This is a genomic window from Streptomyces sp. CB02009, assembly GCF_001905825.1.
Classification (GTDB): domain Bacteria; phylum Actinomycetota; class Actinomycetes; order Streptomycetales; family Streptomycetaceae; genus Streptomyces.
This window is the reverse complement of sequence record NZ_LIVV01000012.1, coordinates 47,638-74,245: the sequence shown is the minus strand read 5'-3', so window position 1 is coordinate 74,245 and position 26,608 is coordinate 47,638. Positions and strand designations below refer to the sequence as shown.

18 protein-coding genes are annotated in these 26,608 nt (G+C 70.3%); 8 read left to right on the top strand and 10 right to left on the bottom strand.

The window, feature by feature from the left end; translation table 11 throughout:
• The first annotated feature begins 253 nt into the window (after positions 1-253).
• Both AMK27_RS42795 and AMK27_RS36630 read left to right on the top strand, forming a co-directional pair.
• Entirely contained in the window at positions 254-400 is a 147-nt protein-coding gene (locus AMK27_RS42795; RefSeq protein ID WP_158076946.1) for a hypothetical protein, read from the top strand.
• Complete coding sequence (locus AMK27_RS36630; RefSeq protein WP_073918058.1) at positions 382-573, top strand: hypothetical protein; 192 nt, start codon at positions 382-384, stop codon at positions 571-573. The genes AMK27_RS42795 and AMK27_RS36630 overlap by 19 nt, the downstream gene beginning before the upstream one ends.
• A 57-nt stretch (positions 574-630) precedes the next feature.
• Here AMK27_RS36630 and AMK27_RS42490 read toward each other — a convergent pair whose 3' ends face one another.
• Positions 631-1,659, bottom strand: a complete 1,029-nt coding sequence (locus tag AMK27_RS42490) for a hypothetical protein (RefSeq protein WP_143204907.1) — start codon at positions 1,657-1,659, stop codon at positions 631-633.
• 310 nt (positions 1,660-1,969) lie between these two features.
• On the opposite strand from AMK27_RS42490, the gene AMK27_RS36625 reads away from it, so the two are divergent.
• Positions 1,970-4,789 (top strand): helix-turn-helix transcriptional regulator, encoded by a 2,820-nt coding sequence (locus AMK27_RS36625; RefSeq protein WP_073918056.1) that lies wholly within the window; start codon positions 1,970-1,972, stop codon positions 4,787-4,789.
• Between the two features lie 14 nt (positions 4,790-4,803).
• Here the strand turns inward: AMK27_RS36625 and AMK27_RS36620 are convergent, their stop codons facing one another.
• On the bottom strand, positions 4,804-7,461 hold the full coding sequence (locus AMK27_RS36620) for a LuxR C-terminal-related transcriptional regulator (RefSeq protein WP_073918054.1): 2,658 nt from the start codon (positions 7,459-7,461) through the stop codon (positions 4,804-4,806).
• A 644-nt stretch (positions 7,462-8,105) separates the two neighbouring features.
• On the opposite strand from AMK27_RS36620, the gene AMK27_RS36615 reads away from it, so the two are divergent.
• Entirely contained in the window at positions 8,106-10,349 is a 2,244-nt protein-coding gene (locus tag AMK27_RS36615) for an MMPL family transporter (RefSeq protein WP_073918052.1), read from the top strand.
• Positions 10,350-10,512: 163 nt separating this feature from the next.
• A complete protein-coding gene (locus tag AMK27_RS36610) occupies positions 10,513-10,770 on the top strand; it encodes a hypothetical protein (RefSeq protein ID WP_073918050.1) in 258 nt (85 codons plus the stop codon).
• Between the two features lie 67 nt (positions 10,771-10,837).
• Here AMK27_RS36610 and AMK27_RS36605 read toward each other — a convergent pair whose 3' ends face one another.
• The 5 genes from AMK27_RS36605 to AMK27_RS36585 all read right to left on the bottom strand — a co-directional run bounded on the left by AMK27_RS36605 (position 10,838) and on the right by AMK27_RS36585 (position 16,184).
• Positions 10,838-12,139, bottom strand: a complete 1,302-nt coding sequence (locus tag AMK27_RS36605) for a PucR family transcriptional regulator (protein WP_073918048.1) — start codon at positions 12,137-12,139, stop codon at positions 10,838-10,840.
• Between the two features lie 68 nt (positions 12,140-12,207).
• A complete protein-coding gene (gene mhpA / locus AMK27_RS36600; RefSeq protein WP_241847714.1) occupies positions 12,208-13,830 on the bottom strand; it encodes a bifunctional 3-(3-hydroxy-phenyl)propionate/3-hydroxycinnamic acid hydroxylase MhpA in 1,623 nt (540 codons plus the stop codon).
• A gap of 16 nt (positions 13,831-13,846) precedes the next feature.
• Positions 13,847-14,767, bottom strand: coding sequence for a VOC family protein (locus AMK27_RS36595; RefSeq protein ID WP_073918046.1), 921 nt, complete (start codon positions 14,765-14,767; stop codon positions 13,847-13,849).
• A gap of 107 nt (positions 14,768-14,874) precedes the next feature.
• Entirely contained in the window at positions 14,875-15,738 is an 864-nt protein-coding gene (locus AMK27_RS36590; RefSeq protein WP_073918043.1) for a fumarylacetoacetate hydrolase family protein, read from the bottom strand.
• A gap of 68 nt (positions 15,739-15,806) precedes the next feature.
• Positions 15,807-16,184 (bottom strand): lipocalin-like domain-containing protein, encoded by a 378-nt coding sequence (locus AMK27_RS36585; protein ID WP_073918041.1) that lies wholly within the window; start codon positions 16,182-16,184, stop codon positions 15,807-15,809.
• Positions 16,185-16,900: 716 nt separating this feature from the next.
• Between AMK27_RS36585 and AMK27_RS36580 the strand changes: the two genes are divergently transcribed.
• Positions 16,901-18,136: an MFS transporter gene (locus AMK27_RS36580; RefSeq protein ID WP_073918040.1), complete on the top strand. Its 1,236-nt coding sequence runs from the start codon at positions 16,901-16,903 to the stop codon at positions 18,134-18,136.
• A 281-nt stretch (positions 18,137-18,417) separates the two neighbouring features.
• Here the strand turns inward: AMK27_RS36580 and AMK27_RS36575 are convergent, their stop codons facing one another.
• On the bottom strand, positions 18,418-20,997 hold the full coding sequence (locus tag AMK27_RS36575; protein WP_073918038.1) for a sulfatase-like hydrolase/transferase: 2,580 nt from the start codon (positions 20,995-20,997) through the stop codon (positions 18,418-18,420).
• Complete coding sequence (locus AMK27_RS36570) at positions 20,994-21,449, bottom strand: SRPBCC family protein (RefSeq protein ID WP_073918036.1); 456 nt, start codon at positions 21,447-21,449, stop codon at positions 20,994-20,996. The genes AMK27_RS36575 and AMK27_RS36570 overlap by 4 nt, the downstream gene beginning before the upstream one ends.
• A 235-nt stretch (positions 21,450-21,684) precedes the next feature.
• Here AMK27_RS36570 and AMK27_RS36565 point away from each other — a divergent pair, with 235 nt between their 5' ends.
• Both AMK27_RS36565 and AMK27_RS36560 read left to right on the top strand, forming a co-directional pair.
• Positions 21,685-22,296 (top strand): TetR/AcrR family transcriptional regulator, encoded by a 612-nt coding sequence (locus tag AMK27_RS36565; RefSeq protein ID WP_143204906.1) that lies wholly within the window; start codon positions 21,685-21,687, stop codon positions 22,294-22,296.
• A gap of 499 nt (positions 22,297-22,795) precedes the next feature.
• Positions 22,796-23,680, top strand: coding sequence for a hypothetical protein (locus AMK27_RS36560; RefSeq protein WP_073918032.1), 885 nt, complete (start codon positions 22,796-22,798; stop codon positions 23,678-23,680).
• A 37-nt stretch (positions 23,681-23,717) separates the two neighbouring features.
• Here the strand turns inward: AMK27_RS36560 and AMK27_RS36555 are convergent, their stop codons facing one another.
• The gene (locus tag AMK27_RS36555) at positions 23,718-26,576 is read right to left on the bottom strand and encodes a helix-turn-helix transcriptional regulator (RefSeq protein WP_073918030.1); all 2,859 of its coding nucleotides are present in this window, start codon (positions 26,574-26,576) and stop codon (positions 23,718-23,720) included.
• Positions 26,577-26,608: the final 32 nt, after the last annotated feature.

Sequence of the window (26,608 nt, the reverse complement as noted above, 5' to 3'; positions counted from 1 at the left end):
CCCCCCCCCCCCCCCCCGAAAGGAGATGCTCATGAGGAGCAGCAGGAATGCAGTAGCCCGCGTCGCCGCACTCGATGTGGGTGCCTCCCTGATAGGCGGAGCGTTCGCCCCCAGGCGTCGGCAGTCGGCATCAAGCTCGCCCCCAAGGCCTATGCCGTCGAAGTTTCGTTCAACACCATCCGGTTGGACAACGACGAAACCATCGAGGCTTACGGCACTCTGGTGGCCGAGGCGTGGCGATCCGGCTGACAATATGAAGATCCACCGGAACTTCGGCGGCTTCGATGACGGTGACGGCATCGGCCTGTGGCACAACGCCGCATCCAACGAGAAGCGTGCCATGGATGACGGCGTGACCTACCGGTTCGCCGACACCGGACTGTGCAACTCCACGGAGTAGTACTTCTGCTCGGCGGCAACGACAGGGCGTGCGCCGTAACCGCACGCCTCGGGTGGCTGACGGCCGCGGAGCTGTACGACCTGGACCGGAACTTCTCCGTGGGCATGGCCGACGACGGGAACGGATCCTGCGGCGTGGGTCTGACCATCAAGACAGTGGACTACGTGTACTAGTCGGCCGTTCCACGTGATCGACACTCGTAGACGCCGGGCAAGGTGAAGGTCCGGCGCCTACGAGACCGTCGTCGCCCCGCGAAAGGCGACGTCGGTCAGCCCGGCCCGGTCAGACGACCCGCGGATTCGGCACGGCCATGTGCTTGAGGTACAGGTCATCGGTCGAGAGGTTGTCGTCGATGTCCAGCGCCCCGACGTGAATCCTGTTGGGACCGGTCTGAGCGTAGTCGAGCGGCGGCCCCATGGTGACCCCCCGAGTTCGAGGTCATCCCAGTTGAATCGGTAGTTGCCCCAGTGCCACATCTTCAGCTCCGTGGCATGGACGTTGTAGGCGCCGATCTCTTTGGTGTGTTCCGAGGTGATGTAGAAGTTCCCGTTGTCGGAGAATACACCGCCTTGGATTTTGTTCAGCTTGTACGGGAACGTAAACGTCTTCACGAGTCGATACTTCCGCAGCGGATCGTACGCATAGAGCTTCTGCACACCCCCTGCCTGATCGTAGCGACAGCTGTAGAGAAGCTTGTCTCGCGGATTGAAGGCGAGGAAAGGAATCTGCCATTCGCCTTGGGGGCTTCCGCCAGGACCGCTTCCTCCCAGATATCCGCCGGTCTCGATGGTGGTGAGCGACCCGTCCGCATTGACCTGGAGGCGCCAGATGTGCCCCGGCCCTTCTACCGGCACATACAGTTGCCTCCTAAAAGGGTCGTAGGTCGGGGAGCCGGGGTGAGTACTGCCCTTGGCATAGGGACTCTTGGCCACCATGACGATCCCGGAGGCCCCGGGCCAGTCGTGCGGCATACGCCAGATGCCTTCGTACGACGCCGTTCCCCAAGGGCCGTCGTCCGTATTGTTGGTCAAGTAGTAGTGACGGTGCGACCAAGTGATTCCCTGCCACCGGGTGGTCCAGTTTCGGTTCTCATAAATGCTCTCGTCGGCGAGGTTCCATTCACCGATACGAGGGTTGCAGGTTGGCGGCCAGGAGCGGTTGACCTGGTCTGCAGCCTGTGCGGCCTGGATCGAGCCCGCAGCACCGGCGAAACCCGCCACGATGCCGCCGGCCAGTTTCAATGTCTCGCGCCTCAGCAATTCTCCCTCCCGAGTTCATTTAGAGAAAGCACAACCCGCCCCATTTTGGCCGCACCCGCAAGAACCGGAAGAGTAAAAGCTACTCGGCGACATTCGCCACGAATCGCATTGTTTTCCATCGTATGCAGATGAAAAATGCCCCCAAATGCCCATTCCCGGCATGCGACACTGTCACCTCGGCGCTGCGGGCGGCCGCCGTTTCACGTCGGACCGGAACGCCCGGGCGACACCGGCCGGCGGCGCACCGCGAAGGAGACGGTGCAGTCGTCGGCACGAGGGAGCCACCGGCTCCGGGGATGGGAGACAGTCGATGGGGAAACCTCCGGAGCGGCGGCAGCAACTCAGGGAAAGGGACACCGCACTGCATGCCGTCACGGGTGTCACCGAGAGCCTCGCCCGGGGCGGCACGCCTCGTCCCGTGCTGCTGGAGGGCCGCGGCGGCCTGGGCAAGACGGCTCTCCTCGACGCGGCCGAGGTCTGCGCCGGACAGCACGGAGTACGGGTGATCAGAGTGCGCTCGACCATCCTGGAGCAGGGCCTCCCCCTCGGCCTGGTGCGCCAGATGACCCAGCAGGGGCTCGCGGGACCGGGCCCCCGGCTCGCGGACGGAAGCCCGACCGGGCCGGCACTTCCCGTCCCGGGGCGCGGAGCTCATGGTGCCGGCCAGGACGACTACGCGCTGTTCCACGCGGTCCTGTCGGCCGTCTCCCGCGAGACCGGAGCCGAGCCCGTGCTCTTCCTGGCCGACGACCTGCAGTGGGCCGACGCCGCCTCCCTCCGGTTCCTGCTCTATCTCCTTCCGCGGCTCCGGCCCCTGCGTGCCGGTTTCATCGGTGCTCTCCGGCCCGACTCCGAGCGCCACGCGAACCAGGGGCTTCTCAGCATGCTGGTCGACGACGTGGGTGACACGCTTCTCGGACTGGCGCCGCTGACGGCGCACGGCATCGGTCAGCTGGCGCACGACGTGTTCGGGAAGGAGGCGGCGGGCCCGTTCACAGAGGCGCTCCTCCGACTGTCGCGCGGGATTCCGCTGCTGGCTCGGGAGCTGGCGGTCGAGGCAGTTCTGCGCGGTGTCGATCCTGTCGCCGGGAACACCGAGACACTCGCGTCCCTGCGCCCGCGGTCCCTGGCCCTGCGCGCGAGGCTCTGGCTGGACCGCGTGGAGGAGACCTCGGCGCGGCTGGCGCGCAGCGCGGCCGTTCTGGGGGAAGGCACTCCCCTGGCAGTGGTTGCCGAGCATGCCCGTGTCACACCGTGGCAGGCCCCTTCCGCCTACGCCGAGTTGCAAGGGGCCGGCCTCGCCGACGACGCACCCCCTTCCGGGTCCGGCCCGCGTCTGTTCGTGTTCAGCAGCCCGCTTGCGGGAACCTCGGTCGAACGAACCCTCACCGCGGACGAGCTGATCACGGGTCATCTGAGGGCCACCGTCGTACTGTCCGCGCGCGACGCTCCACCAGATCAGATCGCGGGGCACCTCCTCCACGTACCCGCTCCGGCGCGCCTCGCGGGGGTGTACGGGATCCTCCACGCGGCCGCGGACACCGCCCTGCGGCGCGGTGAGCCGGAACGTGCGTGTGCCTACCTGGCGCGTTGCCTCGAAGAGACGACCGACGCCGCCGCCCGTGAGGAGACGCTGACGCGTATGGGAGGGCTCGCGCTCCGCTTCGACGTCAGCCGGGCCGTCTCCTACTACCGCCAGGCCGTCGCTGCCTCGCCAGGCGGCCGGGCACCCCTGCTGTCGGCCCTCAGCGCGGCACTGTGGTTGCGGGGGGACGGGGACGCGGCGGTGGCCAGCGCGGCGGAAGCCCTCTCCCGGTCGGAGACCGCGCGGGACCGATCGGCGCTCAGGTACCGCATTCGCATGATGAGCCTCGGTCTCGGGACGTCCGCTTCCCCGAGCCACGGCTCCACAGCCCCCCGCCCGCCACGCACCGACGTCGCGGGCGAGGTGTCGTTCGACGGGTTCGAGGCTCTCACCGAGGCGTTCGCAGGACAGCGCTCCGCGGTGGACAAGGCCCGGCTCGGCGTCCGGCAGACCGCCCACGAGGAAGCCCACCTCCGCATGCACGCGAAGGGGCCCGCCTGGTACGTCCTGCTCGCCGCCGAGGTCCCCGACGCGATGGAGATCCTGGACAACGAGATGCGGCTCGCCCGCCGACAGGGCGCGCTGTCCGTCGCGGCACCCGTGTACGCGTGCCGCGGTCTGGGGCACTGGTGGGAAGGACGTCTCGACCGCGCGGCAACCGATCTGGCACGAGCCGTTCACCTGACCGACCGGACACACAGCGCGGCGGGCCGCGCGTTCGCGGGCCCCTTCCTCGCCGGCGTCCTCACCGAGCGGGGGTCGCTGGACAGGGCCCGGCAGGTGCTGGACTGGTCGGAGCCGGAAGAGGACGGTCCAGGCCCGGTGCTCACCTACCTGCGGGACATCACCCGTGCCCGGCTGCTTCGGCTGTGTGGGCGCACCGCCGATGCCCTGCACGCCGCGACGGAGGCGGGCCGGGCCTTCTACGGGTTCGGCGGGACGAACCCGGCGTTCTGCGCGTGGCGGTCGGAGGCGGCACGCTGCCACCACCTCATGGGCGAGACGGACACCGCCCGACAGCTGGTGTCCGACGAGGTCACTCTGGCACGCCGGTGGGGTGCGGCCCGGCCGCTGGGGCGCGCCCTTCGTCTGGCCGCCCTGCTGCAGGGGCCGCAAGGCGAGCCGGAGGACTTCGAGGAGTCGGTCGAAGTGCTCCGGGACTCCCCCGCACGGCTGGAGTACGCCAAGTCCCTGGTCGCGTACGGCTCAGCCCTCCGGCGCGCCGGACGCACGGCCGCGGCCCGGACAAACCTCACGGAGGCTCTCGACCTCGCCAACGCGGCGAACGCCGTGCCGTTGAGCGACCATGCGCTGGCCGAGCTCCGTCTGTCAGGGGCCCGTCCCCGACGCCGGGCGGCGAGTGGCCGGGATTCCCTCACCCCTGGGGAGACGCGCGTGGCCCGCATGGCCGCCGCAGGTCTGTCGAACAGTGAGATCGCCCGCCGCCTCTTCGTCACGGGGAAGACGGTCGAGGTCCACCTCGGCAACGTCTACCGCAAGCTCGGCATCCCGGGACGTCATCAGCTGGAGCAGGCCCTGCGGTGACCCTCCCCCACCGGTCAGACGGACGCGAGCGCCAGCCGGAGCTGCTGCCTGCTGGACACTCCCAGCTTCCGGTAGATGCGGTAGAGGTGGTTGTCCACGGTGCGCACGGAGATCACCAGGCGGTCCGCGATCTCCTGGCTGGTGTGCCGTTGCGCCGCGAGGAGGGCGATCTCCCGCTCACGGCCGCTCAGCAACTCGGTCTCGCCCATCAGGTGCAGCAGGGGCGGGTTGGCGCCGTCGTAGCCCTCACGAGCCGTCTCGCAGCGTCGTGCGGCAGCCGTCGCGAGGCGGGGCTGGCCAGCCTGCCGGTGGAGCCGGAAGGCGATGGCCCACGCCTCCGCCGCGTACAGCGGGGCACCCGCCGACTCGAAGAACTGGGCGCACTGGCTGACGCCTTCCGGGTTGCGGGCGGCGGTGGCCTGGGCCAGCTGGACGCTCGCCCGGGGCAGGCCGCCCTGCAGCGAGGTGATGGCGTCGGCGCGGTAGCCGTCCGCGAGCTTCGCACGGTCGAACCTCGTCAGCAGATGGACGACCTCGGACAGCTGCCCGAGGGCGCCGGCCTCCAGTAGTTCGTCGGCGGCCACCTGAAGGATCTGCACCGCGTTCGTCTTACGGCCTTCGTGCGCCTCGATGACGGCGGACGCGATGTCCGTCTCCACGGGACGCAGCGGGCCGAGGCGCAGCGCCGCGAGCCTGCTGGTGGCGCGCTCGACCGCCCGGGCGTCGTCGAGGTGCACCGCGCAGACGACGGCGCCCGAGACGGCGAGACGGTACGTCGATTCCGTGACGTCCTTCTCGTTCACCGCCGCGAAGAGCCGGTACGCCCTGCGTACCTGCCCCTGGGTGAACAGCAGTCGAGCGAGGTGGACGGCGGCCGCGCCGGACAGCTGGCTGTTGTTCTGCGAGGCCGCCCGACGCAGGTCCGCGGACAGTTCGTCGATCGCTTTCTCGGGGTCGCCGGCCAGGCCGCGCGCATACGCAAGCTGCGTCCTGACCGAGAACGGGTCGTACTCCGGTACGCCGTGGCTCCTGAGTTCATCGATGGCGTGTTCCCAGTGCGGGGCGAGCGCGAGACAGTCGTGGACGCGTCCGATGCGCAGGAGACTCGGCACCGCCACGGTCGCCACGCCGAGCCGCAGGGACGGGTCGGGCACGAGGACATGGGGCTTCACCGTCTGCCAGGCCAGCCGGGGCTGATCCGCGTCCAGGAAGCGCTGTCCCAGTCCGACGGCGGCCAGGACCTTGGCCTCGGCACCGCCGCCATGCGGTCGCGGGGCCGAGGCGTTCTGGTGGAGGCGCTCTCGGTCGTCCGGTACACGGTGACTTCCTGCCCCGGTGGAGGGAGTGCCGGGCTCGGGGACCCGGCCGAGGGGCACGGGGCCTCGCGCGGCGCCGGGCTGCGCGCAGGAACCCTGGAACTGCTGGACGCGGGTGAGGAGGGTCTCGGAGGCCCCCGACCGATCCATGTCCCGAGCGGACAGGGCGAGCTGAGCAGCGGTTCGCCAGTCCTGGGCCCACCAGGCTTCGGCTGCGGCGACTTCGAGTTCGCCGGCGGTCAGCGGCGTGCCGAGTTCGCGGTTCCACAGAGCGCGGTGGATCGTGTTCGCCCGGCTCCATGCGCCGTTCGCTTCGAAGGCGGTCACGAGCGTGGTGAGCAGACGGCGCCTTCGCAGGACGGGGAGTCGGCTGAGCAGGAAGCGGCGGACCACGTTGTCCTGCAGTGTGAGGCCCATCTCCTCCGGAGCCGGGACCACTTCGACGAGCCGTCGTCCTTCGAGGGTTTCCCAGATCTCGGCCGGGGCGATGTCCCTGGCGACGGACAGCGGGAGGACCTCCGCGACGCCGACCGCCTCCAAGGCCGTCTGGTGGTCGGTGTCGAGCTGGCGCAGCTTGGAAGCGACGAGGGGGACCAGCCGGTCAGAGGCGAACGACGCCTCCGCGTCCGACCAGACGTCGTCGACCGTCCTGAGCGCACCGGTCTCGATCGCGTCCGCCAGCAGTTCCTGGAGCAGGAGCAGGTCTCCGTCGCAGAGCACGGCGTACCTCTCGGCCACGCCCACGCCCACGAGCCCGGGCAGGAACCCGAGGCAGACCTGTTCCACCTCCTCCTGGGAAAGCCGGGGAAGGACGGTCCTGGGGATCCATTCGTTCGTCCACAGCGCGTGGATCTCAGGAGAGGCGAGCGGTGTGTCGCTGACTGCCATGAGGACGCCGCACGCCCTGTCGCGGACCACGCGGAGGAGGAGTTCGGCCGTGGCCGTGTCCGCGAGGTGGGCGTCGTCGACGCACAGCAGGATGCGTACGCGGTTGCGGTGACCGGCGGCGGCCAGGACCGCCACGGCGTCGTCCACGTCTTCCGGTGTGGGGAGGCCGGCCGTGCGGAAGGCCGAAGCCACCGCCTGCAGGGAGATGCGCTTGCTCGACGGCGTGCACTGGACGCGGATGAGGCGGTAGCCCAACTCCTCGGCGGCCGTGGCGGCCTCCGTCAGCAGACGGGACTTCCCTGTGCCGGGGCCGCCGGTGACGGCCGCCCCTCCATATCCCGGTGTGACGAGGCGTCTCACGAGTTCACCGAGGGCTTCGTCACGGCCGACGAGCGCCGGGCGGTCGATCGCCCGCGAAGGGTGGACGGGGCTGGAGGACCGGGACTCGTGATCCGTGCGTGCGTACATGGTTTTCCTTGCGGTGCGGCGCATCGTGGGAGGACCGCGTGGGGGCGCGGAGGGCGCCGGGGCGCCTGGTCTGACTCGGACGGGTGCGGAGTACGGGTCAGGTGCGCTGCCGCCGGTACTCAAGGAATCGGGCACCGAGAGCGTGGTCGATTGAGTAGCCCATGGGGTGTCCTGTCTGCGTGTGGGAAGGAACAATGGGACGCATTCAAGGACAGCCGCCCGCGGGGATCCACGCATGAGGGGTCCCCCCCTAGGAACCCCCCAAAGAACTGCCGAAACCGGTTTGACCGCCTTCCCGCCCCCTTCTGCTGACGGTGCGTGCCGGTGAGACGACGTCGGGTAGCGGCGTGCGGGCGGTCCTCCGGACCCTTGGGCGAGGGCGCCCGTTCTCAGGGAGCACGGGTGCGGAGGGCGGGGACGGAGCCGGTTCCGTCGGCGGGTGCCGGAACGGCGCGCGCCCATGGACTCCTGTGACGAGTGAGTACTCATCACTGATGACCTGTCCGGCATGCCTTCGTATAACGGGATGAAGATCCGTGGGCCGTGACGGCCCTTTCCGGGATCCGCCGCCGCCGAACCCGCCAAGGGATCCACCACTCTCGGTGGCGAATCGTCCCAAGTCTCCGAACGATGCGAGTCCTCCCATGGCCACCTTCCTCTACAAAGTCGGCAAACTCTCCTTCCGGAGACGACGCCTCATCGCCCTCTTCTGGGTTCTGCTGCTGGGCCTCACCGGCTTCGCCGCAGCGCAGTCCAACAGCTCGCCGTCGGACAGTTTCGCCATCCCGGGGACGGAGGCGCAGACCGCCTACGACCTGATCGAGGAGCGGTTCCCGGGCTCCAGCGCGGACGGTGCGATCGCCCGTGTGGTCCTCCGGGTGCCCTCGGGCGAGAAGGTGACGTCGGGCGACAACAAGAAGGTCGTCGCCGACCTCGTAGCCGACCTCAAGTCCAGTTCGGATCAGGTGGCTTCGGTCACCGACCCCTTCAAGAACAACGGGGTCAGCAAGGACGGGACCACGGCCTACACCCAGGTCAGCTACAAGGTCCAGTCCGGCGACATGACGGAGGAGACGCGGTCCGCTCTCGAGGAGACCGTGCAGGAGCGCCGCGACGACGGCATGACCGTGGAGATCGGGGGTGACGCCCTCAAGACCACGCCCGAGGCGGGCAGTGCGGAGATCATCGGCATCGGAGTCTCTGCCATCGTCCTGATCATCACGTTCGCCTCACTGGTGTCGGCGGGGCTGCCCCTGTTCACCGCGATCGTCGGCGTCGGCATCGGCATCTCCGGCATCCACGCGCTGACCTCCGTCCTCGAACTCAGCAGCACGACCTCGTCGCTGGCATCGATGATCGGTCTGGCCGTCGGGATCGACTACGCGCTGTTCATCGTCTCCCGGCACCGCTCGGAGCTGCAGGAGGGTCACACACCGGAGGAGTCGGCCGGACGCGCCGTCGGAACGGCCGGCTCGGCGGTGGTCTTCGCGGGCCTCACCGTGGTGATCGCCCTGGTGGGTCTCACGGTCGTCAACATTCCCGTGCTGACGAAGATGGGTCTGGCCGCGGCCGCCACGGTCGTCATCGCCGTCCTGATCGCGCTCACGCTGATCCCCGCCCTGCTCGGCTTCGCGGGGCACCGCGTCCTGAGCCGCAAGGCCCGGAAGGCGCTCGCGGAGGGGAACACCGTCACCGTCGACGCCGAGGGAAAGCCCAACGCGGGCAAGCGCTGGGCCATGCTCGTGCTGCGCTGGAAGTCGGCGGCCCTGGTCCTCGGTATCGCCGTGCTGGCCGTGTTCGCCATCCCGGTCGGCAGCATGGAGCTGAGCCTGGGCGACGACGGGACCAAGCCGGTCAGCACGACCCAGCGCAGGGCGTACGACATGCTGGACTCGTCCTTCGGTCCGGGCGCCAACGGGCCGTTGATGGTCGTCGTCGACGCGACGGAGGAGGGTGACCCGAAGAACTACGTCAAGGTGGTGCGGTCGGAGATCGAGAAGATCGAGGGGGTGGCGAAGGTCTCCCCCGCGAGGTTCAACGACGAGGGCACCACGTCCGTCTTCAACGTCTCGCCGGAGTTCAAGCCGAGCAGCAGTGAGACGGAGAGCCTCGTGGAGGCGATCCGTACGACGACCGACGACACTGTTCAGGTGACCGGCCAGACGGCCATGAACATCGATGTGTCCCAGAAGCTCAACGACGCTCTGGTGCCCTACCTCGCGCTGGTCGTCAGCCTGGCGTTCATCCTCCTGATGCTCGTGTTCCGGTCCATCCTCGTCCCGCTGAAGGCCGCTCTGGGCTTCCTCCTCTCCGTGGTGGCCGCTCTGGGCGCGGTCGTTGCCGTGTTCCAGTGGGGATGGTTCTCCGGACTCTTCGGTGTGGAACAGCCTGCTCCCATCATGAGCATCGTGCCCATCTTCCTGATCGGCGTGGTGTTCGGTCTCGCCATGGACTACGAGGTCTTCCTCGTCACCCGCATGCGCGAGGCCTATGTCCACGGGGAGGCGCCGCGCAGGGCGGTGATCGTCGGGTTCGAGCACGGGGTCCGGGTCGTGACGGCGGCGGCCGTCATCATGGTCAGCGTCTTCGCCGGGTTCATGGGGTCGACCGACACCATGATCAAGATGATGGGCTTCGGTCTGGCCATCGCCGTGGTGTTCGACGCGTTCATCGTGCGCATGACCATCGTGCCCGCGGTCCTCGGACTCCTGGGCAAGGCGGCGTGGTGGCTTCCGCGCTGGCTGGACCGGATCCTGCCGGATGTCGACGTGGAAGGATCTGGACTGGAGAAGAGCCTCGCGGGGCCGACAGCCTCTCCGGGCGCGGTCCCCTCGGCCGGCCCCTCCCCCGAGGACGACCGTTCGACGGTGACATCGGGCCAGTCCTAGGCAGTGCCCACCACGGGGCCCTCGGCGCGCAGGCGCCGAGGGCCCCGTCGCGTGTGCGCGCCGACGGGGCCGGATGCGACGGGCCGTACAGCGTGCGACCCAAAGTCAGGGCACTGGCCCCGTCCCTTCTCGTGGTGGCAGCACTGACCTTCACCACCACGACGTGCACGGACATGTCCGAGCCGTCGCAGAGTGCGCCGTCGCCCACGGCCACCGGCTCCGCGACATCACCGGCGACAGCGATTCCCTCTCCGCGCTGAAGACCTATACCGCGGTTCTCACCGACTCCGGCTGGGACGTCCCGACCGACGGCGGTGACACAGCCACCAAGCTGGGGCAGTACATCGACTTCGACGTCACCGACGAGAACGTGCTGAAGCTGACGGTCTCGATCCCCAGCTCCATCTCCGGCATGAGGTGACGGCGGTGTCCCCGCACGGCGCGGCAGGTGGACCGGCGACCGTGCGGGGACGCCACGCCCGCCGTCCTCAGACCTCGGACGTGCGGCCGCTCAGACCATGGGCGATCTCGAGCGCCATCTGCAGTTCGAGCGGGTCGATGGCCGCGAGCGGCTCGGGCAGCAGTTCCTCCGCCCGGTGCACGCGATAGGTCACGGTATTGCGCGCGACGAGAAGGCGCTGCGCCGCACCCTGCAGGCTGCGCCCCTCTCGCAGATAGACGCGCAGGGTTTCGCGGAGCTGCCGCTCGCGGACTCCCTCCGAGGCCAGGCGCCCGAGGATCTCCCCCACGAACCAGTCGGCCTGCTCGGCCTGCGCCGTCACCAGGGCCGTCAGCCTGACCTCCCGGTAGTCGCAGAGCGGCGCCTCGCCCCCGAGCGCCGCGACGCGCTCGGCCGCGAGGGCCCCGAGGTGACTGCGCCGCATACCGGCGGGTCCTGCGGCCGCGGGGCCCAGAGCCGCCCGCACCCCCTGCGGAAGCACCACGCGCTCACGCAGGTCCCCCGGCTCGGGCCATCCCGTCTCGTCCGGGAACGCCAGCCAGACCCATGCGCCCGCCTTGTGCGCCGGGACGAGCAGCATGCCGGCGGCCTCCGTCACGCGTGCAAGGGACACCCCCGCGTGGTGCAGGCGTTCAGCCGGCGACGCCGTGGCGGAAGCGTCGTCGCAGTGCAGGACCACCGCCACGTGACAGCGGGCGAGGTCATACCGCAGCCGCCGGGTGGCGCCCTCCGCCTCGACGTCCCTCCCGGCGAGCAGGTCGTCCACGATCGCGCGGCGGGCGGCCTCGTCGCTTCCCCGCCAGCGGTTCCGCTCCGCGATGTAGGTCTCCGCCATCTGGCTGGCGTGGGCATCCGCGTAGGCGAACAGCAACTCGTTCACACGGCGCAGTTCCCCCAGCCGCTCCTCTGCCCGGACGTGCTGTTCGACGGCCTCCGCGAGGGCGTCCGCCAGATGCGCGTGCCCCAGCCGCACGCCCCGGAGGACCTGTTCCAACGGGATGGCGCGCCGTGCGAACTCGCGGCACCCCTCGCGGGTCTCCTCCGTCAGGGCGGTGACGGACCGAACGGCCGAGGGCAACAGGAGCAGCAGTGTGGCGAGGACGGCGGATTCCGTGGAACGCCGCAGGGTGGTCAGCGAGGACGAGCCTCCCCCGTGAGCCGGTACTTGCTCGACGATGTCCGCCGCGATGGCGTCCGCCGTGCGCACCGCCCATGCGACGGGTTCCACGCCCAGGACATGGGTCGCGGTGACCAGCGCCGCGAGGGGCAGCGCCGGCACGGTCGTGCTCTCCCCGGGCGGCTGCAGCCGCAGGAGCCAGTGCCGGGTCATGGGTGAGGTACTCCCTTCCCCTGGGACGCGTCTCGTATGAAGGGCGCCCACTGCCGGAGCCTAGCCGGTCAGCCGGGCTCTGCGGCCGACCCGCCGGACAGCCGCTCCCGCAGCTGCGTCACCAGCCCGGGGACGTCCTCCGCGCTGGCCGCCCCGCCGAAGACGTAGTGGTCGGGGCGGACGAGCAGAGCGTGCTGACCCGTCGCTTCCAACCGGCCGAGGCAGCTGCCGTCGACATCGGCGATGTCGTCGGGGCCGGCCTCGTCCTCCCGCACCACGGTGACGAGACGGAGTCCCACCTGCGCGCACCATGCGACGGTCTCGTCGTCGAGCAAGGGGCGGGGGTCCTGGGCCGCGATCAGCGCGAATCCGGGCCCGACCGCCTGGTCGAAGAGGTCGGTACGGCCTCGGAAACGTACGCGCCCCTGATGGGCGAGGCGCCCCGCCTGCTCCGTGGGCCGGCCGTCCTCACCGTGGGCCACCATGCCTCCGGTGAGGGTGCGCGCCGGCATGGCGGCCAGCGGGTCCTTGCGGGCGCGCTGGTCGGCCAGCATGTGGGTGTCGCGCTCGGCTGCCTTCGTCCGGTCCTGCTCGCAGATGATCCGTCCCAGGAACACGGAGAGTTCGATGGCGTGCCGCAGGTGCTGGGAGCGTTCCTCGGTGTAGGTGTCCAGCAGGCTCTCGGGGGCCTGGCCGGACAGGACGAGGTGGAGCTTCCAGGTGAGGTTGGCCGCGTCCCGGATACCGGAACACATGCCCTGGCCGGCGAAGGGCGGCATGAGGTGGGCGGCGTCTCCCGCCAGGATCAGCCTGCCCTTCCGCCAGGAGTCCGCCCACCGTGCCTGGAAGGTGTAGACGCTGTGCCGTTCCAGGGTGGCGTTGCCGGAGTGGAGGTTCCACGGTTCGAGGAGCTTCCAGGCCGTGTCCGCCCGGTTCAGCTCCTCGACGGTCTCGCCCGGCATGCGCATGAACTCCCAGCGTCGGCGGCCCGGTCCGCCCGACACCACGGTGCTGGGTCGTTCCGGGTCGCAGAGCTGGAGGTTGAGCGGCGACCACACGCGCTCCCGGTCGTGTGGAATGACGTCCAGGACGAGCCAGTCGTACTGGAATCCCAGGTCTGTGAGCGACACGTCCATTCGGGAGCGGACGAAGCTGTTCGCGCCGTCGCACCCCACAACGTACGAGGCGCGCAGCTCGCGGCTCTCGCCCGCGTCCTCCGGCGCGGCGGTGCGTCGGGCGGTGAGGAGGACCCCGGTCGCGTCCTCGACGAGGTCGACGGCCTCCCATCCACGGAGCACGTCCACGGTGGGCATCGCCCGGGCGTGCTCTTCCAGCGCCTCCTCCAGCCGCGGCTGGGTGAACATGCTCATGTACGGCCAGCCGGAGTGGCTGCTCTCGTCGAAGGCGAGCTTGAGGAGGGTCTCGCCCTTGGCGTTGCGCCACTCGTAGTCCGAGGCGGGCTCGGAGAGTTCGGGCAGGACGTGTCCCAGGCCGACGGCGGCCAGGACGCGTGCCACCTCGTGGTCGAAGACGACGGCCCGGGGCAGGGCGTAGGGCTCGGGCCAGCGTTCGAGGACGCCGACCCGCCAGCCGTGGGTGCCGAGTTGGATGGCGGTCGTCAGGCCGACGGGACCGGCTCCGACGACGAGGACGTCGAACGCGTCGGCGTCCATGGTGTCGTGTGTGTGCATCTCTCGCCTTCCGGGCTCAGCCGGCCTCGTGGGATCCGGTCATCAGCTCCGCCAGGTCTTCCGGCGCGAGGAAGGACGCGGGGACGGGCGGACCCCAGCTGTAGAGCGCGCGGATGTCTTCCCAGACGCGAGGGGTCCACAGCTGGTCGTCCACCACGCAGTCCATGTCGGCGAAGTACTCGGAGAAGTTGCCCGCCGGATCCTTCAGGTACCAGAAGAAGTTGGAGCCCAGGTAGTGCCGCCCCAGACCCCATACATGGCGCTCGGGGTGGCCCTCCAGCATGCGTGTGGCGCCGCGTCCGACCTCGTCGACGTCGTCGACCTGCCAGGAGGTGTGGTGGAGGAAGGGCACGGGCGCCCGCTGCACCAGAACGTTGTGGTGGTCGGTGGAGCAGCGGAGGAACGCCGCTCCCGGCACGAGGTCGCTCGCCCGGAAGCCGAGGCCCTCGGTGAAGAACCGTTGCGAGGTCTCCTGGTCCGTGGAGCCCAGCACGACGTGGCCCAGTCGGCGGGGGCGGACGGGCGACTCGCGCAGTACGGCAGCGGAGCGCGCGTCGATCCGGGGCGCCGCGCCCGGCCGGTTGTAGAGGGTGTCAGCGGGCACGGGCTGACTGACGCGGGGCTGGACCTCGACCGTGACGGTCACCCGGGTGCCGGGGTCGACGGCGCGCAGGGAGAGCTCCGAGTAGTCGCACGGCATGCCGAGGCGTACGAGCGCGGCACGGATCCGACGCAGGTCGTCGGTATCGTCCGCGCTCACCACCATGCCTTCGAGGCGCCGGTGTGCGGCGTGGACGATCCTCAGCTGTTCTCCGCCGTCGGCGGTCGCGAAACGGCCGTCGCCCAGAGGCGTGAGGCCGAAGTCCGTGTAGTAGGCGACGGTGGCGTCCACCTGCGGCACGCCGATGGTGAGGTGTGCGAGGCGGTGCAGACCCATGTGTGGCTCCCGGTCGAGGGTCGGTGACGAAGGGGTTGGCTGTGTCGGCGGCGTGCCGACCGGTTCTCCGGAAGGAGGCCGGCGGGGTTTCGGTGCGGCAGGCCGCCTTACGGGCCGGTGGGGTAGGACGGGCCGGCGACCAGACGGTTGCGGAGCTCACCGATCCCGGGGATCCGGCTTCGCAGTTCTTCTCCCGGTGCGAGGAAGCGCCGCGGGTCCCTGGCTCCTCCGACGCCGGCCGGGGTACCGGTGAAGATCAGGTCACCGGGCAGGAGCGGGCAGATGCGGGAGATCCAGGAGATCTGCTCGGCCACCCGGAAGACCATCTGGCGCGTCCGGGCCAGCTGGAGCGTCTCGTCCCCGATCGCGCAGGACAGCTCCAGGTCGTCGGGGTCCGGGAGTTCGTCGGGCGTCACCAGGGACGGGCCGATGGGGCTGAAGCCGGGGAAGGACTTGCCCAGGGAGAACTGGGGCGCGGCGCCCTGGAGCTGGATGCGCCGTTCGGAGAGGTCCTGGCCCACCGTGAGTCCGGCGACGTGGTCCCATGCCTCCGCCTCGGAGACGTCGTGGGCCCGTTGCCCGATGGCGACGACCAGCTCGACCTCCCAGTCCGTATAGGCACTGGGCAGGGCGATCTCCGCATAGGGACCGGTGAGGGAGGTGGGGTACTTCGTGAACACCGAGGGGTGCTCCGGCGGTTTGAGGCCCGACTCCGCCACATGGTCGTGGTAGTTGAGCCCGATCGCGAAGATCTGGCGCGGCCGGGGCACCGGCGCGCCCAGTGACCGCTCGTCGTACGGCTTTCCCTCGTCTTCCGGATCCGAGCTGTCCGCCCACGCCAGGAACTCCGGCCATCGGTCGAACACGGCCTGGGGGTCGGACGCGAACGCGCCGCCACTGGCCTCTTCGACATCGACGGCACCGCCGCCGCGGAGGACGACCAGTCGGCCGTCGAGATTTGCCATGCGCATCGTTCGACACCTCCGTCAAGGGATGGGAGACCGCTCAGGTGAGGGGCCCAGTCCGGGACCGCCCGGTCTCAGGCGGTGGCGCGGCGCCAGCGGAGGGACCAATGGGCGCCGGACGACGACGTCGTGGTCAGCTCGAGTTCCGTCTCGCTCGCGAGACGGACGTCACGTCGCAGGATCGTGCCCACCCACGGCGCGTGGAGGCTGAGTCCCACGTGGTGCAGGACCGTGTCTCCCGAGCGTTCCCAGCGGCCGGCGTAGGCGGCCGTCGTGGCGTGCTCCGGGGCGGGCCGGTCACCGTGGCCCTCGGGGACGAGCAGCGCGCTCACCCATCCGTCGGCGGTGTACACGAGCATCCCGCCCGGATGCTCACCGAGCGGGTGGGTGACCTCTCCCTCGCGTTCGGCCGAGAAGCCGTCGAGGGTCCAGACACCGATGAGCTCGTCCATGGCACGCCTTTCGTCCGTGGCCGGTCCGGCCGTGGCGCCGGGGTGGTGCATCGCGCCGGCGCCCTGCCACGAGTGAACTGCGGGCCCGCGTTCGCGCTCTCGGCCTCGCAGTCCAAAGTGCGGCGCGGGGTTGGGCTCCGGGACCAAATCGCGAGGACCAGCCAGGGCAGCCGTTGCCCTGGTGTCAGGGCTCAGCAGGCTGTTTCCCTAGGCACGACGTGCTGCTTCCCGGGCCGGGAAGGAGATGTTCCGCGGTCCCCGGTGGCACAGATGAGTAGATACTGCTCCACCGCCGGTGGGCCCGGAGATGCAGGCTGAGATTCTTCCGCGGGGGCGGTTCCGCCCCGAAGGCGTCACTCCGTCCCCGTCGGCCGCCGCCGGCCGACGCACGGCGGCCGGAGGCGTGTCCTCCATTCGCCCGTGGCAGGCCGGGGAACAGCGCATCTGTCCCGGCTCCTTCCGTTCTTCCGCTACCGGTGCACCACTCGGCTCGTGCCGTGGGGCTCCTGAGCGGAGAGCGCAAGAGGCCGCCATCTCGCGTGCACTGACCAGGGAGCTGCGGTATGCCCGCTCATGACCCGTCCGCCCGGTCGCTCGAACAGGCCGGCCCGGCGCCAGCACCCCCAGCCGGCCGAAAAGCCGGGCGGGCCCTCCTGCCCCCAGGAGGCGAACGGCGAGGCGGCCGGAGGCTGACGACCTCCCTCCTGCTCGGATTCATGCTGGTCAACTTCGCGGATAAGGCCGTACTCGGCCTCGCGGGCCCAGCCATCATGAGTGACTTCGGCATCAGCCGTCAGGAGTTCGGCGCCGCCCAGGCCGCCTTCTTCGCATTGTTCTCGGTGTCCGCGCTGGCCGTCTCCGCGATGACCCGCCGGGTCCGCACCCCCGTGCTGCTGCTGGCCATGGCTCTTGTGTGGTCGTGCGCCCAGCTGCCGATGGTGTGGACCGCGGCCGGTTTCGCAACCCTCGTCGTCACGCGGGTGCTGCTGGGCGCGGCCGAAGGGCCGGCGACCCCCGTGGCCGTCCACCATCTGCACGGCTGGTTCGACAACCGTGAGCGGGCGCTGCCCACGGCCGTGCTGATGGTCGGCGCGGCCGGCGGAACCGCGGTCGCCGCCCCGGTGCTCAGCTTCGTCATCGCCACCTGGGGCTGGCGCTGGGCGTTCGGCGCCGTCGGGTTGATCGGGCTCCTGTGGGCGGTGATCTGGTGGCGGTACGGCGCGGAGGGGCCCCTTGCCCCGCCGCCCGCGACGGCGCGGGAGGGACGTCAGGAGCCCTCTGTGCCGCTGCGCCGCATTCTGTCGAGCCGCACGTTCCTCAGCGCGTGCGTCGGCTCGTTCGCCGCGTACTGGCTGATGAGCTCGCTGCTGACGTGGCTGCCCGACTACCTCGAGACCGTGCACGGCTGGAGTGCCCGCGAGGCCGGTCTCATCGTCGGGGCGGGGGCTGTGGCGAACGGCGCCGTGCTTCTCGTCCACGGTCTGGTGGCGCAGCGGGCCGCCCGGAGCGGCCGTCCCGGCCGCCTGCCCCGAGGCTCCGGCTCCGGTCTCCTCCTCCTGCTGTCGGCTGCCGCCGTCGTGACACTGGCCCTCACCGGCAACGACGCCGTCCGCGTCGCCATGCTGTTCGGCCCCGTCGCCCTGGCGCTCGTCATGCTGACGGTCAGCCAGACGAGCTGCGCCCGCATCGCCCCTCCGGCGCAGCGTGGCGTGGTACTGGGAGCGTCCGTGTGCGTCATGGCCCTGGGGGGCATCCTCGCACCGCTGGTTCTCGGAACGATCGTGGACGCGGGGGCGACGGTCGGGGACGGGTACAGGAACGGCTGGATCTTCACCGCGGCGCTCCTGGGCGTCGCAGGGCTGCTGGCCACCGTCTTCCTGCGACCTGAGCGGGACGCCGAACAGCTGGGCGTGCCGGAGTCGACCACTCCCCATGTGAGTCTGATGCACTGAGGGTCCCGGCGAGATCGTAGGACGCGCCCCGTCGCTCCGGCGGCGGGGCGCGTCGTGCCGAGTGGGCACGGATGCGGGACGTGAGACAGGACCTCTGAAGGTTGCGACGTCCGGCAGCGCGGTTCCGTGGCAACGTCCCACACCGGCAAGGGAGAGGCCCGGTGTCGGTCGACACCGGGCCTCGAACACGAGCGCTTCCGGGCGCGGAGCGTGGCCCTTGCGCGGAGGGCCACGCTCGACGGTTTCCGCCGGACGACGGAGCGCCGCCGGAGGACGGGCGGTCAGGCGTCCGCGGGAGCTCCTCCCGAGCAGACCAGCCGGAGCATCTCGCGGGCCACCATGGGACCCGCGTTCTGGTTCTGCCCGGTGACCAGTCGCCCGTCGACCACCCAGTGATTGGCCAGCGGATCACGGAAGCGGGTGGCCGATTCGAAGATCGCCCCCTTGCTCCGCAGCTCGGTCTCGGGATGGAACGGCGTGGACTGGATGCCGAGTTCGCGCACCTGCTTGTCCGTGACGGCGGTGACGCGCCGTCCCTCGACGAGGGGCCTGCCGTCCTCGGTGACGGCCATGCGGAACGCGAGGGGGCCGTGGCAGATGCCGCCGATGACCAGCCCCGCGGCGTGGGCTTCGGTGACCAGGGCGGCCAGTTCGGCGGAGGTGCCGAAGTCGAAGGCGGCGCCCCAGCCCCCGGCCAGATAGACCAGGTCGTAGTCGGCTGCGGTCCGTCCGCCGACGGGCAGGGAGTCGGCGACCTTGGCCCTCAGCGCCGCGTCCGCCAGGAGCCTGTCGTCCGCCTCGGTCCGGACGGGGGGCTTCATCGACAGCGGGTCGACGGGGATCAGTCCGCCGGCCGGGCTGGCCAGGTCGACTTCCATGCCCGCGTCGAGGAAGGCGTAGTACGGCACGGTCATCTCGCTGGCGAAGACTCCCGTCGGCTTGCCGACGTCGAGCGCCCCGTGGTTCGTCGCGACGACCAGCGCCCGCTTCCCGCGCGCGTCCACCCGGAGCGGATGCGGATCGTGCGGGTGGAAGCCCGCGCGCCGGGCGGCCCCGCGTACCAGTTTGAGTACGCCCGGCACCTTCGGCGCGTCCGAGGGCGCCCTGCGGGCTTCGTGCGGCCAGGGGGCGTTGCGTTCGGGCACGGCTTCCTTCCGCTGGTCCTTGAGTACCTGGCACAGGTGGGCGAAGGGCTCCGGAGGGCAGGAGCCGTGGGCCAGGTTGTCGGCTTCGATCGGGTCGGTGGTGAGGTCGTACATCTCCCACTCGTCGGGCAGCGCCTTGTCACGGTGGACGATGCCGCCCGGGCCGTCCGCCGCACGGTGCCGTACGCCCGGCTCGGTCCAGGTGGCCGGGTCGTCGAAGGTGCGGACGAGCTTCCACAGGTGGCCCTGCCCGCCGTCCGCCGCGTCGACACGGGTCACCACGCCCTCGAAACTGGTGCCCACGTGGGGAGGCACCTGAATGCGCAGGGGCAGGGGCGGGCGGTTCTGACGGCCGAGCTTGCGCGCAAGGCCCGAGGCGCCGGTGTCCCCTTCGAGGATGTTGTCACGGGTCTGCAGGTAGACGGGGCGCGCCGGGTCGGCCAGTCGCGGATCGGTCACGACCGGCAGGAGGTTGCGGCCCGGCAGCGGATGCACCTCGGTGAACGACTCTCGGAGCCGGGCCGACACCGCGTCCTGGTCGATTCCGGCGGCGGCCAGCAGGGTGGGGACCATGTCGACGTGCGAGGTGGGCATGTCGGTCACGGTGGAGGCGGTCGTCGCGTCCTTGCCCACGCGCGCGACCACGAACGGCACGCGGGTGGCCTCGTCGTAGAGGTTGAACCACTTCTGGTGCAGTCCGCCGTGGGCTCCGAGGAGTTCCCCGTGGTCCGCGGTACGGACCAGGACCGCGTGCGCCGAGCCGTTCTCAGTCACCGCCCGCCGGACGCGGTCGAGCGGGCCGTCCACTTCGGCGTGCAGCCGGTAGTAGAGGTCACGGTACTGCTGCGCCTTGCGGGTGTAGGTGCGGCTGATGAGCGGGGCGGGTCCGTAGCCTGTCGGATAGGACTCCCGGAACGCGACCTGCGCGGAGGGCTTGGTACGGAGGTCCTCGTCGTCCGTGGGCGAGGGGGCCACCGCGGGCGGGTCGAGAGGAGAAGGGGGCAGGGGGTCACCGCTCCGGGCCCATGCGGGGAAGAGCACCACGTCGTGCGGGTTCACGAAGCTGGCGACCAGGAGGAAAGGCCTGAGCGCCGCCTCGTCGCCCGCGCGCCGGCGCTCGTACCGGTCCTGTAGCCAGGCCACGACCCGGTCGGCGATCAGGGGGTCCCGGCGGAGCCCGGAATCGGCGAGCGCGGCGCCGTGCGGCTCGGGCCCGACCCAGCCCGAGAAGCCGAAGGGGTCGAGGCGGTCCGCGTCCAGGTACGTCTGCACCGCGGCCGGGTCGATCCGGCCCTGCTCGTCGTTGGTGGCAAGCGGTCGGCCGTCCGCGTCCTCCAGGTCCGCGTGGGAGATGTGCCACTTGCCGTCGTAGTGGGTGTCGTACCCGGCGGCACGGAACCAGTGCCCGAGGGTCGGCACCTCGCCTTCCCGGAGCCAGCGCATCCGGGAGTCGTCGGCTCGCTTGCCCAGGCCGTCCGTCTGCGTGACACCGTGCACATCGGGAAAGTGCCCCGTGAAGAGCGTCGGCCGGCTCGGGGCACAGGCGAGGGATCCGGTGTAGTGGCGCTCGAAACTCACGCCGTGGTCGTCGAACCAGTTCCGGCCGGGGAGCGCCTTGCGCCTCCAGGCGCCGAGCTCCTCGCTCTCGTACGGTGGTGCCGCCCGCTCCTCGTCCGTGAGGACGATGACGACGTCGGGACGCTGCTCGGTGCTCACGGCTTCACTCCCGTGTGTGGGTGATGGGTGCCCAGGCCGGCCAGCAGGTGCTCGGACGCGGCCGCGAGGCGCCGGCCGACGATCGACTGCAGCGGCGTGGGCAGGGGCCCCCTAGCTCGGACGGTGGTGATGATGGTGACTCTCGTGCGCTCCGCTTCGGCGTCGAGCCGCCACTCGTTGGTGATCCGCCCGAGCCACGGTGGCAGTCCCTCGATGCGGTAGGCAAGCCGGTACGGCGGCTCCCACTCGATCACCGTCTCGAGGACGGAGATCCGGCCCACCTGGACGCGCCGCGTGGTTCCCCGGCCCGGCGTCGCGTCGTCGATCAGCCGGGAATGGCTGACGTTGGGTGCCCAGGAACTGATGTCGCCGAATGCCGCGAGCGTCCGCCACACGTCGGCGACCGGGACGGGTAGCAGTTCGGTACGGCGGTAGACAGCCGTCACGATCATGGCCCTTTCGAAGGGTCGCCGCACCTACGGGGTCTGACGGCGGGTCGCACCCCTGGCCACGGGCGACGGGTTCTCGCGACCGGCTGCCCCGGCCGACCGCCTGTGACGCGGACCGCTGTCGGGCGGAAAGCCGCCTTCGCCGGCCGCGTTTCGAACGTACCCAATGAGAGTCTCACTCTCAATAGATTTTGAGAGTGAAACTTTCATAAGATTGCCGGATACCTAGGATGGATCCGTGAACTCAGAACCGAAGCCGAAGATGACGGACGGACGGCGCGCACGGCGCGACCGGGGCCGCCTGGCCGTCATCGAGGCCGTGATCGCCCTGTTCCAGGAGGGCTCCGCACCACCCACACCCCAGCAGATGACGGAACGGGCGGGAGTCTCCTCGGCGACCCTGTTCCGATACTTCGACACCCTCGACGATCTCCTACACGAGGCGACGGCCGCGTACTTCGACCGCTTCGGCGGACTCTTCGAGATCCCCGGCATCGGCACGGGAACACCGGACGAACGCGTGCGGCGCTATGCGGACAGCCGCATCGCCCTGTACGAGGAGATCGCACCGTTCGCCCGCTACGGCCGAGCCCGCGCGTTCGACCATCCGCACTTCGCCGCGACGCTGCACCGCGCTCGTGGCCGTATGGCGGAGCAGGTGCGCGACCACTTCGGCAGCGAACTCGCCGCGCTCGCCCCCCGCCGGCGGGAAGGGTTCGTCGCAGCGGTCTGCACACTCACCTCCTTCGAGTCCTGGGATCAGCTGACGCACGACTTCAGCTGTGCGTCCGACGACATCCGAACCGTCTGGCGACGCGCGCTGACGGCATTGTGCGACAGCCCGTCGTGACCGGATCGCGGGCGCGGGGACCAGCGGTACCGCTCACGACGGAAGGACGTCGTTCCGAGAATTGAGTACGCCCTACTCTCCCGTGCGCGACGACGCGGCGGTTCCATGGAACGGCCGGGACTCCCCACGCGTGTGTGGGGAGGAGAGGTCCACCCTCCTCCCCACGGGATCGGTCCCGACCGGGCGTCACCCGATCTGGACGGGTGCTCCTGCGGGTATCGCGTCCACGTCTCCCCCGTCGTGGACGCGATACTCCCGCAACGACCGTGCTCCGGATCCATGACAGACCGCTGCGCTCACCACTTCCTACGCACCACGCTGACCTGCATGTTGAGCAATGATTACTCCGACAGGCGGACACACGCGACCGGTAGCGTCCCCACCCATGCGTGCACGTTTGCTCAAGCGGAAGACGTTGCCGGGCCGACCCACGGGGGTGGTTCCGGTCTGGGGCGGCGGCTGGTGGATGGCATACGGCGGCGGACCCGGGGAGGCTATCGTGCTCGACGCCGACCTGGAGGAGCGCCACCGGTTTCCCCTTCCCCTGCGCCATGACTCCGGCGATGCCGATGACTTCGCCGTCGGCCGGGGCGGCTGCCTCCTGGCCGTATCCCGTGACGACGGCATCGAGGTCGCGGGCTCCGGCCCACTGAGCGGGATCCAGTGGCGTCGTCAGCACGGATACTGGAGCGACTATCCCTCCGGACGCGGAGCCTGCGCCTTCTCTCCCGACGGTTCCGTGCTGTGGGTCGTGGTGCGGCCCGAGGAAGCGGACGGCGAGGGCCCGGACGGCCCGTTCGACGGCGACGAGTGCCATGCCTACGACGCCGCGACGGGAGAGCTGCTCGCACGTGCCTCGCTGGGGGTGGACCTCTCCTACGCGCGACTCCATCCCCATCCCGGCGGCCGACAGGTCGGCCTGGTCGTAGGCCAGGAGCACGATTGGGTATCCGGATACTGGGTGGGTGCGACAGGGCGGCGTCTTGTCATGGAGCCGCTCGGCCAGAGTTCCCATGACGACCACCAGTCCCTGGAGGCCGTGGCACCCGACGGAAATCACTGCCTCACCCGGAGCCTCAGCACTCTCCGCAGTCACGCCCATCCGTCGAACGTGCTCCTTGCCGAGCGGCTCATGGCCGACATACTCCCCGAAGGCCATCCGGGCCTGTACACCTTTGTCCACCGCGACGCGTCGTCCGTCCTCGCGACGTTCGACGACGGCGTCACCCCGCCGCGCAGCTGGCTGTTGGACATGCCGTCCCTCGAACTAGCCGACTCCGTGGTGTATCCGGAGCCCCTGCCGATGCACACCGTGGCGTCGGCGGGAGACGGCATGTGGATCACGGTCCACGACGACGTCGTCTCCCAGTGGTCCACCGCCTGAGCATCCTGCTGAAACCTCCCGAGGCGACCCGTCGCCGTCAGTCTGCGGCCCGGCCCCCTTCCGCGTCGAGCGCCCCGCCCAGTTGAGCCCTCGCCGTGATGCCGAGCTTCCGGTACACCATCGACAGGTGCACCTCGACCGTCTTGGGGGTGATGAACAGTTCCTGAGCCACCTGGCGGTTGGTCACTCCGGTGGCGACCAGTTCGGCGACCCTGCGCTCGGCCGGAGTGAGAGACGCCGGCCCGTCAGAGGCGCTCCCCTGCGTTTTGCCTCCCGCGATGGCGAGTTCACCGCGCGCGCGCTCGACGACGGCCGGCGCCCCGCACCGCAGGGCCACCTCGACGGCTCGTTCGAGCTGTCCGCGGGCGGCCTGCCGCCGCCCTGAGCGCCTCAGCGCCGCACCGTGCTCAAGCAAGGACTTCGCGAATTCGAGCCGTGCCGGCGACGGCTCCAACACTCGTACCGACTCCTTCAGCAGAGCGAGGTCCCCCCGCTCCTTCGCCAGAGTGCCGCCGATCCGCAGCGCCCGGCCGAGTGCCCACGGGGCCTTCCACTGGCGGGCGCGGCGCAGGTCCTCCACCGCGTAGGACCGCGCCTCCTCCATCCGGTCCACGGCGCGCAGCGCCATCGCCGCCTCCGCCCGCCAGCTGAGGAACCCCGGGTTGTGCCAGCCCTGGGCCTCCAGTCTCCGCCCGCAAGCGAGCAGCAGCTCAAGCCCTGCCTCCACCTCGCCCTTCGCGATCAGCAGCTTTCCCCTGCTCGCCTCGGGCCAGAAGGCTTGCGCGGCGGTGGCCGACCTGGTGGACCGGTCCCACCAGTCCAGGGCCCGCCCCGCCTCGTCCAGCCGGCCCCGTTCGATCAGGGTGTCGGCGAGGAAGCTGGCCGTGAGCGGCCGCGCCACGCGCAAGTGGGCCGTGTCGCACAGGTGCATGGCCAGAGTTCCGTCGCCCTCCGCCTCTTCGAGCGACCCGCGACGGAGCCAGGCGAGCGACCGCAGGCAGTACGCCCCGGCCGTGGCCGCCACCGTGCCGCGCCGGTGCGACTCGGCAAGTGCCTTGTCAAGCAGGCTGAGTGCCTGCTCCTCGTCCGCGGCGATCAGCACCCACCACGCGTCGGCGAACGCCTCGGTCCCGTTGGCGCGTTCGAGCAGGACATCGTCGGCAACGGCACGACGGATACGGGCCAGCGCGGTCACCGGCTCCACCGAGACGGCCAGCGAGGCGTGCCATCCCAGCAGGGAGTCCAGTGATCTGCCCCCGAGGCCGTTCGTCGTCGGATCGTCCCACAGCCGGGCGACCAGTGCGTCCCCGGTCGGGTGGAGTTCCGTGTCGGACACGGCCGCATTGATGAGCCCCGCCTGCAGACGCTGACGCAGGTCCCGAAGGGAGTCGTCCAAACCGGCGATCGCCCGTTCGTACAGGGGAACGGCCTCGTGGTTCCGGTCCACCATGAACAGGGCACGGCCGAGGTGCTCTGCCAGCAGTGCCCGCTCCTCGACACCGGATGTCCGCTCGTACGCCTCCATGAGGTAGTCGGCCGCCTTGCGCCAGTCGTGTTGCTGGGCCACCAGGCCGGCCTGGCGGACGAGTTCCGTTCGCTCGGCGGGAAGCCTCGTCGGTTCGAGCAGGGCTCGCTCCAGATAGGTCAGTGCTGTCTGGGGCGAGCCGTGGAAGGACGCCTGGTCGGCCGCTCGGCGCAGTACGGCCACGGTCGCGTCCCCCCGGTGCGGGGGGACGCGCAGCAGGTGCGCGGCGACGCGTTCGACGTCGGCACCGCTGCCGAGGAGGAGATCGGCAGCCCGCTGGTGCAGCAGGGCGCGCCGGGCGGCACTGGCGGATTCGTAGACGGCGCGCTGCAGGAGCGGGTGCACGAAGGAGACGGTCTCCGCGGGCCGTTCCACCCGCAGGATCTCCAGCTGCTCCAGCGCCTCGACGCTGCGAGCGGCAACGTCGTCGGGCAGGTCGGCGAGCGCCGCTGCGTGGAGCATCTCGACCGGTCCGCCGAGGATGGCAACCGACAGGGCGAGTGCGGCCGCCTCCGGAGGCAGCCGGGACATGCGTACCTCAACCATCCGGGACACCGTGGGTGAGCCGAGTCCCGCCACCTGATCGGCATTCTTCCGCGCGGGAGCGAGATTCTCAGAGGTAACGGTGCGGGCGAGTTCGCGCAGGAGAAGCGGATTCCCTCCGCTGGCGTTGTAACAGGCGTCGGAGAATTCCCTGTCCGTCAGGGAGCGGAGGATCTCTCGGAGGAGAACTCCCGTGGCGTCGGGACTCAGGGGATTCAGCCGGACGACACGCGTGGCGGACGAGGCGACGATCTGATCGAGGAGGGAGGCGTCCGCGGCCGGTTCCCCGGTGCGCAGCGCCGCGACCACGAGGACGTTCATGTCGGCCAGGCGCGGCAGCAGGTGCGCGATGTAGCGCAGCGACGGGACATCGGCCCACTGGATGTCGTCGAGCAGGATGACGAGAGGAGCGTGCTGGCTCGCGTTCACTGTCAGCCAGTAGAGCCCGTGCAGGAGCGCGAAGTCACCCACGGGGGTCTGCGCGGGCCCGTTGACCAGGATGTCCTTCGCCTGATCGGCAGGGGCGGCCCAGAGGCTCTCTCTCTTCTCGGGACCCGCAGTCGCCAGCAAGGGTTCGAAGAGCTGTCGCACGACGCCGTAGGCGAAATCCTGCTCCAGTTCCGATGCCTTGGCGGAGACCACGACCGCTCCCCCAGCGCCGGCGAGGTCCTGTGCCTCTAGGAGCAGCCTGCTCTTGCCGATGCCGGCGGGGCCTTCGAACAGGATGAGACCGCCGTCCCCGGAAAGGGATGCCTCGACCGCCGACCGGATGAAAGCGCATTCATCACCGCGTTCGAGCAGGGTGCGTTCACCATCGTGGATCGCCATACGACCTACCTCGCATCCCGGAGTACCGCACC

Coding starts and splice junctions, on each gene's coding strand:
- AMK27_RS42795 (WP_158076946.1), top strand. CDS start 254: ATGAAGATCCACCGGAACTTCGGCGGCTTCGATGACGGTGACGGCATC.
- AMK27_RS36625 (WP_073918056.1), top strand. CDS start 1,970: ATGGGGAAACCTCCGGAGCGGCGGCAGCAACTCAGGGAAAGGGACACC.
- AMK27_RS36620 (WP_073918054.1), bottom strand. CDS start 7,461: ATGTACGCACGCACGGATCACGAGTCCCGGTCCTCCAGCCCCGTCCAC.
- AMK27_RS36615 (WP_073918052.1), top strand. CDS start 8,106: ATGGCCACCTTCCTCTACAAAGTCGGCAAACTCTCCTTCCGGAGACGA.
- AMK27_RS36605 (WP_073918048.1), bottom strand. CDS start 12,139: ATGACCCGGCACTGGCTCCTGCGGCTGCAGCCGCCCGGGGAGAGCACG.
- mhpA (WP_241847714.1), bottom strand. CDS start 13,830: ATGCACACACACGACACCATGGACGCCGACGCGTTCGACGTCCTCGTC.
- AMK27_RS36595 (WP_073918046.1), bottom strand. CDS start 14,767: ATGGGTCTGCACCGCCTCGCACACCTCACCATCGGCGTGCCGCAGGTG.
- AMK27_RS36590 (WP_073918043.1), bottom strand. CDS start 15,738: ATGCGCATGGCAAATCTCGACGGCCGACTGGTCGTCCTCCGCGGCGGC.
- AMK27_RS36585 (WP_073918041.1), bottom strand. CDS start 16,184: ATGGACGAGCTCATCGGTGTCTGGACCCTCGACGGCTTCTCGGCCGAA.
- AMK27_RS36580 (WP_073918040.1), top strand. CDS start 16,901: ATGCTGGTCAACTTCGCGGATAAGGCCGTACTCGGCCTCGCGGGCCCA.
- AMK27_RS36570 (WP_073918036.1), bottom strand. CDS start 21,449: ATGATCGTGACGGCTGTCTACCGCCGTACCGAACTGCTACCCGTCCCG.
- AMK27_RS36555 (WP_073918030.1), bottom strand. CDS start 26,576: ATGGCGATCCACGATGGTGAACGCACCCTGCTCGAACGCGGTGATGAA.